Source organism: Flavobacterium gawalongense (assembly GCF_007097265.1).
In the GTDB taxonomy this organism is placed as follows: Bacteria; Bacteroidota; Bacteroidia; order Flavobacteriales; family Flavobacteriaceae; genus Flavobacterium; species Flavobacterium gawalongense.
In genome coordinates this window covers 40,591-54,582 of record NZ_VJZP01000001.1, presented here as the reverse complement: position 1 = coordinate 54,582, position 13,992 = coordinate 40,591, and the positions used below count along the sequence as shown (strand labels likewise).

General features: G+C 32.5%; 11 protein-coding genes. 5 read left to right on the top strand and 6 right to left on the bottom strand.

Annotation, left to right across the window (positions count from 1 at the left end; genetic code table 11):
* Positions 1-117: 117 nt before the first annotated feature.
* The 3 genes from ffh (at position 118) to FNW38_RS00240 (ending at position 3,641) form a co-directional block, all read left to right on the top strand.
* On the top strand, positions 118-1,467 hold the full coding sequence (gene ffh, locus FNW38_RS00250; protein ID WP_143385843.1) for a signal recognition particle protein: 1,350 nt from the start codon (positions 118-120) through the stop codon (positions 1,465-1,467).
* Between the two features lie 136 nt (positions 1,468-1,603).
* Positions 1,604-2,485, top strand: coding sequence for a bifunctional 5,10-methylenetetrahydrofolate dehydrogenase/5,10-methenyltetrahydrofolate cyclohydrolase (locus tag FNW38_RS00245; protein WP_143385844.1), 882 nt, complete (start codon positions 1,604-1,606; stop codon positions 2,483-2,485).
* A 229-nt stretch (positions 2,486-2,714) separates the two neighbouring features.
* Positions 2,715-3,641 (top strand): magnesium transporter CorA family protein, encoded by a 927-nt coding sequence (locus FNW38_RS00240; RefSeq protein WP_144064440.1) that lies wholly within the window; start codon positions 2,715-2,717, stop codon positions 3,639-3,641.
* A 117-nt stretch (positions 3,642-3,758) separates the two neighbouring features.
* On the opposite strand, the gene FNW38_RS00235 is transcribed toward FNW38_RS00240, so the two are convergent.
* The 5 genes from FNW38_RS00235 to FNW38_RS00215 all read right to left on the bottom strand — a co-directional run bounded on the left by FNW38_RS00235 (position 3,759) and on the right by FNW38_RS00215 (position 9,885).
* Positions 3,759-5,990, bottom strand: a complete 2,232-nt coding sequence (locus FNW38_RS00235; RefSeq protein ID WP_144064441.1) for a response regulator — start codon at positions 5,988-5,990, stop codon at positions 3,759-3,761.
* A 216-nt stretch (positions 5,991-6,206) separates the two neighbouring features.
* Positions 6,207-7,019, bottom strand: a complete 813-nt coding sequence (rluF, locus tag FNW38_RS00230; RefSeq protein WP_144064442.1) for a 23S rRNA pseudouridine(2604) synthase RluF — start codon at positions 7,017-7,019, stop codon at positions 6,207-6,209.
* 100 nt (positions 7,020-7,119) lie between these two features.
* Positions 7,120-7,968 (bottom strand): alpha/beta fold hydrolase, encoded by an 849-nt coding sequence (locus tag FNW38_RS00225; RefSeq protein WP_144064443.1) that lies wholly within the window; start codon positions 7,966-7,968, stop codon positions 7,120-7,122.
* Between the two features lie 39 nt (positions 7,969-8,007).
* Positions 8,008-8,787 carry a zinc ribbon domain-containing protein gene (locus FNW38_RS00220; RefSeq protein WP_143385849.1) on the bottom strand — a complete coding sequence of 260 codons (780 nt, stop codon included), beginning with the start codon at positions 8,785-8,787 and terminating at the stop codon, positions 8,008-8,010.
* Between the two features lie 3 nt (positions 8,788-8,790).
* Positions 8,791-9,885: a Nif3-like dinuclear metal center hexameric protein gene (locus FNW38_RS00215; RefSeq protein ID WP_144064444.1), complete on the bottom strand. Its 1,095-nt coding sequence runs from the start codon at positions 9,883-9,885 to the stop codon at positions 8,791-8,793.
* Positions 9,886-9,995: 110 nt separating this feature from the next.
* On the opposite strand from FNW38_RS00215, the gene lpxK reads away from it, so the two are divergent.
* Positions 9,996-11,030 carry a tetraacyldisaccharide 4'-kinase gene (gene lpxK / locus FNW38_RS00210; protein WP_143385851.1) on the top strand — a complete coding sequence of 345 codons (1,035 nt, stop codon included), beginning with the start codon at positions 9,996-9,998 and terminating at the stop codon, positions 11,028-11,030.
* Positions 10,993-11,805, top strand: a complete 813-nt coding sequence (locus FNW38_RS00205; protein WP_144064445.1) for a purine-nucleoside phosphorylase — start codon at positions 10,993-10,995, stop codon at positions 11,803-11,805. The genes lpxK and FNW38_RS00205 overlap by 38 nt, the downstream gene beginning before the upstream one ends.
* A 6-nt stretch (positions 11,806-11,811) precedes the next feature.
* Here FNW38_RS00205 and FNW38_RS00200 read toward each other — a convergent pair whose 3' ends face one another.
* Positions 11,812-13,977, bottom strand: a complete 2,166-nt coding sequence (locus tag FNW38_RS00200; RefSeq protein ID WP_144064446.1) for a tetratricopeptide repeat-containing hybrid sensor histidine kinase/response regulator — start codon at positions 13,975-13,977, stop codon at positions 11,812-11,814.
* Positions 13,978-13,992: the final 15 nt, after the last annotated feature.

Below are 13,992 nucleotides of genomic sequence, written 5' to 3'. Positions count from 1 at the left end.
TAATTTAATTTTATTAAAAAAGGGGCTATCTTAAAAAGACAGCCTCTTTTTATTTGTAATACTATTTAAACTTCAAAATCAAATGCTTAAATTTGCACTTCAATAAAATAAAAAATCATGTTCGATAATTTAAGCGATAAACTAGACAAAGCCTTTCATATACTAAAAGGTCACGGAAAAATCACCGAGGTAAACGTAGCCGAAACATTAAAAGAAGTTCGTAGAGCTTTACTTGATGCCGATGTTAACTTTAAAATCGCCAAAGATTTTACCACCAAAGTAAAAGAAAAAGCAATTGGTCAAGACGTATTAACCACGCTTCAACCGGGACAATTATTGGTAAAGTTGGTCAAAGACGAGCTTACGGAATTAATGGGTGGCGATGTTGCCGGAATAAATCTTTCTGGTAATCCAACGGTTATTTTAATGTCGGGTTTACAAGGTTCAGGTAAAACTACTTTTTCTGGAAAACTAGCGAATTATTTATTGACCAAAAAGAATAAGAAACCATTATTAGTAGCTTGTGATATCTATCGTCCTGCGGCTATTCAACAATTGTATGTTGTTGGAGATTCGATAGGAGTTGAGGTGTATTCTGAACCAGAGAATAAAAATCCTGTTGAGATCGCTCAAAATGCAATTAAACATGCTAAAGCCAATGGTTTTAATGTGGTGATTGTCGATACAGCCGGTCGTTTGGCCGTTGATGAGGAAATGATGAATGAGATTGAACGTGTTCATAAAGCGATTCAACCTCAGGAAACTTTATTTGTTGTTGATGCCATGACAGGGCAAGATGCTGTAAATACTGCAAAAACCTTTAACGAAAGATTAAATTTCGATGGTGTCATCTTAACTAAATTAGATGGCGATACCCGTGGTGGAGCTGCAATTTCAATTAAATCGGTTGTAAATAAACCAATTAAATTTGTAGGGACAGGGGAAAAAATGGATGCTATTGATGTATTCTATCCTGTTCGTATGGCGGAACGTATCCTTGGGATGGGTGACGTCGTGTCTTTGGTAGAAAGAGCGCAGGAGCAATTCGATGAAGAAGAAGCAAGAAAAATCCAAAAGAAAATCGCCAAAAACGAATTCGGTTTTGATGATTTCCTTTCTCAAATTCAACAAGTAAAGAAAATGGGTAATATGAAAGATTTGGTTGGAATGATACCAGGTGCTTCAAAAGCCATGAAAGATGTTGAAATTGAAGATGATGCTTTCAAGCATATTGAAGCTATCATTCATTCGATGACTCCAAAAGAAAGAAGCAAGCCAGCTATTATTGACGTGAAAAGAAAAGCTAGGATTGCAAAAGGTTCCGGAACAAAAATAGAGCAAGTCAATCAATTGATGAAGCAGTTTGAACAAATGAGCAAAATGATGAAAATGATGCAAGGACCAGGAGGCAAAAACCTAATGAAAATGATGGGTGGCATGCAAGGTGGTATGCCAGGAATGCGTTAATTATTTATTTAAGGTTTAAAGGTTCCAATTTTTTGAACTTTTAAACCTTAACTTTTATATAAAAATAAACCACTACTAAACCTTAAAGTTTCTAGTTTTCAAAACTTTAAACTTTAAACTTTAAACAATTTTAAAAATGCAACTACTAGACGGAAAAAAAACAGCAGAAGATATTAAAAGCGAAATCGCTGCCGAAGTACAAAAAATGAAAAGCAATGGGGAGAAAGTACCTCATTTAGCAGCAGTAATTGTGGGTAACGATGGTGCTAGTTTAACGTATGTTGGAAGTAAGGTAAAAGCTTGTGAACGAGTGGGTTTTGAATCGACTTTAGTGAAAATGCCAAGTACTACAACTGAAATTGAGTTGTTGAATAAGATTAAAGAGTTGAATGAAGATGATAACATTGATGGGTTTATCGTTCAATTGCCGCTTCCTGAACAAATCGATGAGCAAAAAGTATTGATGGCAGTGGATCCAAGTAAAGATGTTGATGGATTTCATCCAGAGAATTTTGGAAAAATGGCATTAGACATGACCACTTTTATTCCTGCAACGCCTTTCGGAATTCTAGAATTGTTAGAAAGATACGGTGTGGAAACTAAAGGAAAACATACCGTAGTTATTGGTCGTAGCCATATTGTAGGTCGTCCTATGAGTATTTTAATGGGAAGAAAAGGCTTTCCAGGAAACTCAACGGTAACCTTGACGCATAGCTACACTAAAAATATTGAAGAAATTACGATTCAGGCTGATATCATTATCACCGCTCTTGGTGTTCCTAATTATCTAAAAGCGGATATGGTGAAAGATGGAGTTGTGGTTATTGACGTTGGTATTACTCGTGTTCCTGATGAAACAAATGACAAAGGTTATGTAATAACCGGTGATGTTGATTTTGAACATGTGAGTAAAAAAGCATCGTTTATTACCCCAGTTCCCGGTGGAGTAGGACCCATGACGATTGCGATGTTATTGAAAAATACACTTTTGGCAAGAGAAATGAGAATAAACAAGTAAGAACAATATACTTTACTTAGAGCCTTAAACGATAGTTTAAGGCTTTTTTTATCTTAAAAAACGCTTAAAATTCTGATAATTGATTACTGTAACAAAATATAAAGAATACTTTTGCAACACTTAAAAAACAGGCCATTTAAAATGGACGATTATTATTCGGAAATATTGAATTAATATAGCACTTGATACACCATTCAAAATGCTATGAATAAACCTATAGAATTTTGAAATGAGAGCTTTTTACAAAAACAATAACGGATTAATTGCCACTAAAGAATGGTCTCCAAACTGCTGGATAAATATTGAATGTCCAACTGAAGCAGAAAAGAAATACTTACTTGAGGAATTGCAAATTCCCGAGGCATTCTATAATGATATCGAAGATATTGACGAAAGACCCCGTATTGAGATTGAAAATGGGTGGACATTGATTCTCATGCGAATTCCTGTAAAGAGCAATGATGTAAAATTGCCTTTTCATACGATTCCTGTAGGCGTAATTTTCAAAGACGACATTTGTGTTACCATAAGTTTTCAGAAAACAGAAATGCTTATCGATTTTGTAACTTACACCCAACGCAAGAATATTGATATAAAAGATAACTTTGATCTCGTATTGAAATTGTTGTTGTCTTCGAGTGTTTGGTATCTAAAATACCTCAAACAAGTCAATCAAAAAATTAAATTGGCAGAAGATAATCTGGAAAAATCGATTAAGAATGAAGAATTACAAGCTTTGCTTCAAATAGAAAAATGTTTGGTGTTCTTCATGACTTCGCTGAAAGGGAATGATATTTTATTACACCGAATTCGGAATATAAAATCACAAAAAGAACATTTTGATCTCGAATTACTGGAAGATGTTGAGATTGAATTGCGTCAGGCACAGGAAACCACCAATATTTACAGTGACATCCTGACTGGAACGATGGATGCGTATGCCTCTGTGATTTCTAATAATATGAATACTATTATGAAACAGATGACTTCGATTTCGATTATTCTGATGATTCCAACATTGATTGCGAGTTTGTATGGAATGAATGTGCCCAATGACCTGCAAAATAATCCGTATGGAATAGGGATTATCATTTCAATATCAGTTCTGTTATCTGCTTTTGGTGTGTTTTTATTTAAAAGAAAAAGATGGTTTTAAAAAAACGTTTCGAATTTTGAAACGTTTTTAAATCTGTTATCCCATCCTTAAAATAGGAATGCATAAAATACACCGTTACGGAAGAGTGTTTCGTATTGATGTTTAGGGTTTTATTGGTTACATCTGGAGCTGCATTTGTTTAGCTATTATTTCTTCCAGGTTTTTTAAAACAACGGGTTTCGTTATAAAATCATCCATACCGTTAGAAATGGCTTTTACCTTGTCTTCATCAAATGCACTTGCAGTTACAGCAATAATTGGTATCGCGTTTATTTGATATTTTGGAGAGGAATGTATTTTTTCTGTAGCTTCAAACCCATCCATTTCAGGCATGTGTAAGTCCATAAAAATAATGTCATAATCGTTTTCATTATAAAGTGAAACCGCTTCTTTTCCATTAATTGCAATATCTGAAGGGATATTTAGTTTATCCAGAAGTTTATACAATACTTTTTGATTGATTAAATTATCTTCAACAATTAATGCTTTATTAATAATTACATCTTTTATAGTATTAAACTGAGTTTCATTGTTGTCTTCAATTGAAAGCACATTGGTATTAATTTTAAATGGAATTTCAAAACTAAAACTCGATCCGCCACTTTCTAAAGCTATAATATTTAATTTAGTTCCTCCCATTAGTTGTACTAATTGGTTAGAAATTGTTAAACCCAATCCTGTGCCACCATATTTTCTCGTGGTTGTTAAATCTGCTTGTTCAAATGCTAAAAGCATTTGTTCTGTTTTATCAGGGTCAATACCTATACCAGAATCCGTGATTTTAAAATTCAAATATTGTAAATCATCTATTCGATTTAATAAATTTACCTCAAGTTTAACATCACCATGAGTTGTAAACTTAATTGCATTGTCAATAAGGTTAATCAATACTTGTTGCAATCTTAAATTATCACCAAGTATATTATTAGAGATTTTATCATCATAAATAAAATGTAGTTCTATGTTTTTATCATTTATTCGGTATTCAAATAATCGGATTAGTTTAGTGAGTTCTTTTTTAAGATTTATTGGATATTGTTCTACCTTCATTTTACCAGCTTCCATTTTTGAATGATCTAAAATCATATTTACAATCCCCAAAAGATGGTCTGCACTGTGTTCTGCTATTTCGATGTATTCGGTTTGTTCGCTATTCAATGCGCTTGTTTTGAGCATGTTTAACATTCCGATAACTCCATTAAGGGGTGAGCGAATTTCATGACTCATATTGGCAAGAAATTGTGTTTTGAATGTTGCTATTTTATTTGCTTGCTCGGTTTTTTTTTCTAAAAAAATAATGTTTTCAGATAGCTTTTCTTTTAATATTCCGTAACTTTTTAATAAGAAATCAACTTCTCTAATTGATGATTTATGATTTAAATTAGATATAGGTTCTTTGAAATTGGACTTTATATAATTTGAAATATCTAAAGAAAGTAATTTGATGTCTTTTGTGAAATATTTAGATATATAAGTACTTAATATTAAAGCAATTAGCATCATGAGTAGTGTTTGGCATAATTGAAAATAGAATAAGGTTTCTTTTAATTCATTTATTCTTTTTTTATTATGGGCTATAATTTGAACAAATGAATTTTCAACAACCTCATTGATTTGATTTATTTTTCCATATAGACCTTGATTTTGAGCAACTCCTAGTTTTGAACTCAATTTCACCAAAGAATCAAAATCATTTTTGTAATCTATAAGAACTTGCCTGGTTGCTGAATCAATATTTTTTTCTCTTATAGTAGAATTATACAAATCCTCAAAATTTTTAATATAAGTATCGTCTGAACGTAACAAATAGTCTTTTTCATGTCTGCGAAATTGAAGTAAAGTAATTTTATTTAATGAAGACTTTTTTTCTAAAAAATGTGCTTTGTCTCTCATTTTTCCTTCAATTCCATAATCTTTAAACCCCCGAATTAATGCTATTTTTTTAAATTGATTTACAATAACATAAAGATTATCTATTTCTTTTGAAAGCGTAATCATAGATTGATTTGTTCCAATGTTCAACTCTTTCGATTCTTTGAAAATTAGATCAACTTCCTTTCTTTGGCTTTTTAAGTTGTCTATATATAGTTTAAGGTCTTTCTGATTATGATTAATATAAAAGTCTTTTTCCTTATATCCAAACAATAAAAAAGTTTGAAAATTTCTTATGTTAGCACTAAAGTCTTGTGAAACCCGATACGATTTGTAAGTGAAGTTATTCAGATGATGCACTTTACGGTCGATATACAGATAAAACATAAACCAAACAACTATCAAAACAATCATTAATGAAAATGATAAAAATATTTGTGTTCTGAAGTAACGAAAATTGTTGAAGAAAAATTTCAAGTACTATTTTTTTAGATGTCCTGCAAATTTATTGCGTTCATTAAAAAAACAGATTAAAATACTTCAAACAAAAGGTTAAGTAATTGTATCCCGAATTGAAATAGTCAGTGGGTATCACTATTTAATAAGCCTGTGGAGGCCTTGTTTGGATTTATAAATTGTATCCCGAAAATAGAATGATAATAAGTTAATCGTTGTTTAATAGTTGATTATGGTTTAATAATCCCCTCTTCCTTTAAACCTTGGATCGTCTCTTTTGATGAATTCGGTTCTTCTTTTTGGTGCTTCCGTTTTAGGTAAACTGGCTTCTTCTGTTTTACTGGAAGGCTCAATAAGCTCGTTCAATTCTTTGATTTCGGCATCAGTCAGATCACGGTAACGCCCTACAGGAACATCTAATGAAATATTGATGATGCGAATGCGTTTCAAAGCCGTAACTTCGTAACCTAAATATTCTGTCATTCTACGAATTTGGCGATTCAATCCTTGCGTCAGGATAATTTTGAAAGTGAATTTACTGATTTGTTCCACTTTACATTTTCGGGTTACCGTGTCCAAAATTGGGACTCCATTCCCCATTCGTTCTATAAAACGATCTGTAATAGGTTTGTTTACCGTTACCGTATATTCTTTTTCGTGATTGTTTCTGGCGCGCAATATTTTATTAACAATGTCACCATCATTGGTCATGAAAATCAATCCTTCACTGGCTTTGTCTAGTCGACCAATAGGGAAAATACGTTTGGGATAATTGATGTAATCTACAATGTTATTACGAACGTCTAGGTTTGTGGTACATTCAATTCCAACAGGTTTATAGAAAGCAAGATAAACGGGTTTTTCGTTTTTCTCACGGATGAGTTTACCGTCGATACGCACTTCATCATCTGGCGAAACTTTTGTCCCTAATTCCGGAACGACTCCATTGATGGTTACACGACCTTCTTCAATGATTTTATCGGCTTCTCGGCGGGAGCAATACCCGGTTTCTCCTATGAATTTATTGAGGCGTTTTAGATTTTCTTCCATGATGCAAAAGTAGTACTAAATTGTTTAATCGTTTATGTGGTTATTTGTTTATTTGAAAATTAAGAAGTCAGTAAAAGATTTTACTGCGATCTCATTTTAATTACTCCGCTTCAAATAAAAAACGGGAGACTTTTTCATATAACTCGTCGTCATGCATGCTGTGTCCTAAACCCTTAGTTTCAATAAAAACCACATTCTTCCAGGTACTTGCAATTTTTTTTCCTTCTTCGAATAAAACTACCGTGTCGTCAATGTCATGGGCAATCAATCCTTTTATGTTTAATTTTGAAGCGAATAGTTTTCCGGAAAATTGTTCCAGGTTAAGTTTAAAATTATTCAAATAATGATCTTCTAAAGATTTTGAAATTTTAGAATTCAAACTCAATAACGCAATGTAATTGTGCAGGATAATCTTGAAATCACTTGGTGCTCCCAGAATTACCATTTTTTTAAGCAGATTGTTTTGATATACCGATTGGTAATACAAACAGGTTTTTCCACCAATGGAATGACCAATCAGGTACTGTGGCTGAAACTTTTCTACAGCGATATGAATAAATTCGGCATATTTAGGAATGCTAAATTCTTTTCCGCTGGATAATCCATGAGCCGGACCGTCGATGGCTATAATAGTACTTCCTGATTTTTTTAGATAGGGTAGGAAGTTCTCCCAGCGAGAAGCGTTGCTTTCCCATCCGTGAACCAAAAGAATTATAGAATCATTTCCTTTCCAAGTATACGTTTGAAAGCAATGTTCTTCTTGTTGGAACGTTTCGGACTGTGCTTCCTGTAGAATTTCCGGCAGATTAGTTTTAGATAATTTACCTTCTCTGGGTTCACTAAAAAAGGCATACGCGAGTTGCGATGCTTTTTTTGGAAATACAAAGCTCAAAAGGTTAATGTATAATCCAATAGATTTAGTGAATATAAAAAACAACATTTTTTTCATAATAAAAAAGTCCCGATGTTTATCGGGACTTAAAAGTAATTAGAATTTAGAAAACAATTGTTCCATTTTCTCTTTTTCTTCGTCAGCCAGTGTGCTGTCGACTAATATTCTTCCTGAATGTTCATCAGTGATGATTTTCTTTCTTGAAGCAATTTCTACTTGTGTCTGAGGTGGAATGGTGAAGAATGATCCTGCAGATGCTCCTCTTTCAATAGAAACAACAGCTAATCCATTACGAACACTTGTTCTGATTCTGGTATAAGCTTTCAATAGTCTTTCTTCGATTAAAGCTTGATATTCAGCTGATTTCTCAGATAAAAACGCTTCTTCTTTAGCAGTTTCAGACATAATAGCGTCTAATTCTGATTTTTTGTGTTTCAAATGGTTAGATTTTGCTTCTAATCTTTCTTTTGAATTTGAGATTACTTCTTTCTTATGTTCGATAGAAGCTTTCATTTCTTTAATTTGTTTTTCAGACAATTGAATTTCTAATTCTTGAAATTCAACCTCTTTAGTCAACGAATTAAATTCTCTGTTATTACGAACAGTTTCTTGTTGCTTTGTATATTTTTTGATAGCCTCTTTGTGCTCATCAATTGCATTCTTTTTTACCTTGATTAGATCTTCGATAACTTCGAGTTCACTTTTCAATTTCTCTGAACGTGTGCTTAAACCTGCAACTTCATCTTCTAAATCCTCTACTTCTAAAGGAAGTTCTCCTCTTACGTTTCTGATTTCGTCAATTCTAGAGTCAATTAGTTGTAAATCGTAAATCGCTCTTAACTTGTCCTCAACACTTAATTCTTTCGTATTCGCCATATTCTATAAGTACTTAACTGGATTTGAATTTTCTTCTGATAAAATAACTGCAAAATTAAGGTTTTTTTTCCGAAGATACTCAACAATATAATTTTTTGTATAGCGTTCGCTTTCAAAATGTCCAATATCAGCCAATAAAAGCCTATTTTCGGCTTCATAAAACTGATGATACTTCAAATCAGCAGTTAAATAAGCATCCGCACCAGCCTGAATCGCATTTTTTATCGCAAAACTTCCTGCTCCGCCAAGAACTGCCACTTTTTTTATTTCCTTTCCTATAAAGTTGGAATGTCGAATGCCATCAGCTTGCATTTTTTCTTTTGCAAAAAGTAGAAACTCTTTTTCTTTCATGGGATTTTTCAATTCCCCAATCATTCCCAAACCAATATTTTGATGTTTGTTTTGTAAATCATAAATTTCATAAGCGATCTCTTCGTAGGCATGGCTTCTAAATAATGCTTTTAGAATTTTATTTTCTAAATGCTTTTCGAAAGTGACTTCGATTTTGATTTCATCTCCTTGTACAAATTCAAATTGCTCGCCGACTTGAGGGTTACTGTGCTCGTTTCCCATATAGGTTCCGATTCCTTTCGAATTAAAACTGCAATTTTCATAATTCCCAATCGTTCCCGCACCGGCATCAAATAATGCATTTCGAACTTCTTCTGCATTTTCAGGAATAGTATAGGTTACTAATTTCCGAATAAAATTTTGCTTCGGAATCAGGATTTTAGTCTTTATTAATCCTAATGCATCACAAAATATTTTATTCACGCCTTCTTGATGATTGTCCAAAGCAGTATGAACGGCATAAATGGCGATGTCATTTTTTATGGCTTTAATAACCGCTCGCTCCACGTAGTTTTTACCCGTAATTTTCTTTAATCCGGAAAATAATATGGGATGAAAACAAACCACCAAATTGCATTTTTTGGCAATCGCTTCGTCTATTATATTTTCTAAAGCATCATGGCAAACTAAAACACCTGTCGCTTCTGATTCTTGATCTCCAACCAATAAACCCACATTGTCAAAATCTTCAGCATAGGCGAGTGGCGCCATTTCTTCAAGCACGGAAATGATTTCTTTGATTTTCATGATTTTTTAGTTTAAAGTCTAAGGTTTAAAGTTTAATGTTGATCAACTTTAAACATTAAACAAAAGAAACAAAATTTTAAATCAAAGATAATTTATTCTACTTTCGTAAAATGAATTTACTGCGAAAATTACTGTTTCCGTTTGCCATTTTATATGGTCTGATAACGAGTATTCGGAATTTTCTTTTCGACAAAGGGATTTTAAAATCCTATTCTTTTGATTTACCTATTATTGCTGTTGGAAATCTAAGCGTTGGCGGAACCGGAAAAACCCCTCAAATTGAATATTTGATTCGATTGCTTTCTGATAAATATAAAATAGCTACTTTAAGCAGGGGTTATAAAAGACAATCAAATGGGTTTGTTTTAGCAGATGCCACTTCGGATGCTACGATTCTTGGAGACGAACCTTTTCAGTTTTTTCAAAAATTCGCAACCATTCAAGTTGCCGTAGATGCTGATAGAAAAAATGGAATTGAACGATTGCTTGGGCAACAAGAAAAACCAGAAGTTATTTTGTTAGATGATGCTTTTCAACACCGAAAAGTCAAAGCAGGTTTCTATATTTTACTGACTTCCTATGGTGATTTGTATTCGAATGATATTGTGCTTCCAACAGGAAATTTACGGGAGAGTAGCAGTGGAGCAAAACGAGCCAACGTGGTTATTGTTACGAAATGCCCTTCGAATCTTTCGCTTGACGAGCAAAATGAGATTAAAAATAAATTGAAAATTGCTGAAAATCAGCAATTGTATTTTACTTACATCGATTATGATGAGTATATTTATTCCGAAAATAAAAAGATAAAAGTCGATGAAATTAAATCTTTTGATAAGGTACTAGTGGCAGGAATTGCAAAGCCCGAACCGTTTTTTGCTTATTTGCAAAATGCAAATGATGCCAGTTTGTCTTTTCCTGATCATCATAATTTTACCGATAAAGATATTTTAGAAATTAAAAATTTAGCGCAAAACAACATTATTATTACTACCGAAAAAGATTATGTACGATTGAAAGGAAGTTTGCCAAACGAACAACTTTTCTATCTGCCTATAAAAAGCTCTTTTATTTCAGGAAGTGAAAATTTTGATAAAACCATTTTAAATTATGTGGAAAGAAGTACAACAAACCGTAAGTTATATTAAAGAAAGGATCTATTTTACACCTGAATATGGTGTGATTTTAGGGTCAGGTTTAGGTAGTTTTACTAATGAAATGAAAGTAGAATTTATTTTGCCTTACAACGAAATTCCAAATTTCCCTGTGTCAACCGTTCAAGGTCATAAAGGAGCATTGGTTTTTGGAACAATAGGAGATAAAAAAGTAGTTGCCATGCAGGGAAGATTTCATTTCTACGAAGGCTATTCGATGAAAGAAGTGACTTTTCCCGTTCGAGTGATGAAATTTTTAGGCGTTGAAAAATTAATTGTTTCAAATGCTTCAGGAGGCGTAAATCCAAATTATAAAGTGGGTTCTATTGTCATGATTACAGATCATATCAATATGACACCGGAACATCCTTTGCGTGGAAAAAATGATGAACGTTTCGGACCTCGTTTTGTAAATATGAGTGAACCCTATTCCAGAAAAATGATTGCTAAAGCTACCGAATTAGCACAGGAATTAAATATTGAGGTTCACGAAGGGATTTATCTTGGCTTGCAGGGTCCAACTTTTGAAACTTTGGCTGAATATAGGATGGTGAAAATTCTTGGGGCTGATTGCGTAGGAATGTCAACTGTTCCCGAGGTGATTGTGGCGCGTCACATGGATCTGGAAACATTCGGAATTTCTGTAATTACTGATATGGGAGATGAAAAAAGTATAGGGACAATTTCTCACGATGAAGTTTTGGAAGCCGCTAAAAATGCCGAACCAAAGGTAAGAAGTCTAATCAAAGAATTGATTTTGAAATATTAGTAATTACTATACATTTTTAGCAATAACAGCATAGAATTCTTCTGGTATGAATGGTTTGGTAACAACATCATTCATGCCAAAGGATAAAAGCATTTCCCGATTTTCATCTAATGAGATAGCGGTGAGTGCAATTATAGGTGTTTTAGTATCAAATTTTCTAATTTCTTCTGTAGCAATAGTTCCGTTGATTCCTGGTAAATGGACATCCATAAGAATCAAGTCAAATTTATTCTTTTTGACTATTTCTATAGCATCTTCACCATTATCAATAATCTCACATAAAACTCCTTTATTGCGAAGCATTTTTTCTGTGATCATTTGATTGATTTTATTGTCTTCTACCAAAAGTATTTTTTTGTTTTTTAAGGAAGAGTCATTGTATGTTTTCGGTTTTTCTTCAATGGTTACTAATTGCGAACCTAGTTTAAATTGTAATTCGAATGAAAAAGAAGAGCCTTTTCCTACTACACTTTTTAAATTTATCCTTCCTCCCAGAATTTTAATCAATTTTTTTACGATTGTTAAACCTAAACCAGTTCCACCATATTTACGATTGATTTCTATCGAGCCTTGTGAAAAACTATCAAAAACACTTTGTAGCTTGTCTGCCGGGATTCCAATTCCAGTATCAATTACTTCAAAATATAAAGTTGCATTTTTATCCTCTAAAGAATGGAGTTTTGCAATTACGCTTACGGTACCGTTTTTTGTGAATTTTAGTGCATTGTTAATCAAATTCATCATTATCTGAGATAATTTTGTAGGATCACCAATCAAATAATCTGGAATAGCCGGGTCAACTTCGAGTTTAAAAATGTTGTTATTTACAGATGCTAATTCTTTTAAAGAGTTTTTTATGTCTTCTAATAATTGTTTAAGATTAAAGCTGATGTATTCTATTTCAAGTTTATTAGAATCAATTTTGTTGATTTCCAGAATTTCATTTATAAATTTTGTCAGATAATCTCCTGAAAATTTTAATGAAGATAAATAGTTCATTTGGGATTTTTTCGGGTTTTCTTCCAACAATAAATGGGCTATTCCATTTATGGCATTTAATGGTGTCCGAAGTTCATGACTCACGGTCGATAAAAATTCTGATCGGGCATTAGAGGCTCTTTCTGCTTTCTCTTTTGCGATTTCTAACTCTTTATTTTTTTCTTTCAACATTAGATTGGACTGCGTTCTAATGATGTTGTTTTTATACAAAGACAAACTTAGTAATGATAAAATAGAAATTAAGGCAATAGCCAGAATGCTGATTAATTTAGAGAATTTACTGGTCTTCTCCTGCTGTTTGGTATCTCTATCAATTTGTGCCAGTTCCTTTAGACGTTCGGTTTCTTTGAATTTATCGTAATCATCAATTCCTAGTCTTTCGTTATTTAAAATAGAAATACTTTCTTTCAGATTGAGATGTTGTTTCAAATAGGAATAGGCATTGTTTTTATCCAACATTTTTTCAAAAACAGTACTTAAGGCAAGTAAAATATTTGATTTTTGTTCTAGATTTTCATCCTTTTCATTCAACTCCAATGCTTTATTAAGATAGTTTAAAGCTAAATTATATCTATTTTTTGAGGCTTCAATTGTTCCTATTTGGTATAATGCTTCTACCTTTGAATTTAATATTGCCTGACTATCAGGTTTAGCAATGATGGTTTTGAAAATTGTTGACGCGACATCGTAATTTGCTTTTGACTTGCTTATAATTCCTCTTTGAAGCGGTAGTATTTCGGCAGTGTTGGTAATTTTTAGTTCGTCAAATAATGATTGTGTTTCAGTAAAACAAATTTCGGCATCAGCAAAATTTGATTTTTCTATATAACATACTCCAAGGTAATAATAGGAATAGGCGTATGTAGCGGTTGGTTTTAAGTTTTTATATAACGTAATGCTTTTATGAAAGGTTTCAATAGCATCATTATATTTTTTTAAATCAAAATAAATTTTACCTAAGTTATAGATTTGATTAGCCTGAGCTTGAGTATTACGAATTGCCTTAGAATAGTTTATAGCCTTTTGTGTGTAAAAAAGTGCGTTTTTGTATTTATTGTTTAAGATATTTGAGCTACTTAAATTACTGTAATACGGAATGCTATCTGTTTTCTCATTAGTCTGAGAATACAGAAACGAATTTAAAAAAAAGATAAAAATGAAAAGATATTTCATTTGTAGCTAAATTTT

Bases quoted from the DNA above. Each gene is read 5' to 3' on its own strand.
- FNW38_RS00200 (WP_144064446.1), bottom strand. From the start codon at position 13,977: ATGAAATATCTTTTCATTTTTATCTTTTTTTTAAATTCGTTTCTGTAT.
- FNW38_RS00245 (WP_143385844.1), top strand. From the start codon at position 1,604: ATGCAACTACTAGACGGAAAAAAAACAGCAGAAGATATTAAAAGCGAA.
- FNW38_RS00205 (WP_144064445.1), top strand. From the start codon at position 10,993: ATGTGGAAAGAAGTACAACAAACCGTAAGTTATATTAAAGAAAGGATC.
- lpxK (WP_143385851.1), top strand. From the start codon at position 9,996: ATGAATTTACTGCGAAAATTACTGTTTCCGTTTGCCATTTTATATGGT.
- rluF (WP_144064442.1), bottom strand. From the start codon at position 7,019: ATGGAAGAAAATCTAAAACGCCTCAATAAATTCATAGGAGAAACCGGG.
- ffh (WP_143385843.1), top strand. From the start codon at position 118: ATGTTCGATAATTTAAGCGATAAACTAGACAAAGCCTTTCATATACTA.
- FNW38_RS00220 (WP_143385849.1), bottom strand. From the start codon at position 8,787: ATGGCGAATACGAAAGAATTAAGTGTTGAGGACAAGTTAAGAGCGATT.
- FNW38_RS00240 (WP_144064440.1), top strand. From the start codon at position 2,715: ATGAGAGCTTTTTACAAAAACAATAACGGATTAATTGCCACTAAAGAA.
- FNW38_RS00215 (WP_144064444.1), bottom strand. From the start codon at position 9,885: ATGAAAATCAAAGAAATCATTTCCGTGCTTGAAGAAATGGCGCCACTC.
- FNW38_RS00225 (WP_144064443.1), bottom strand. From the start codon at position 7,968: ATGAAAAAAATGTTGTTTTTTATATTCACTAAATCTATTGGATTATAC.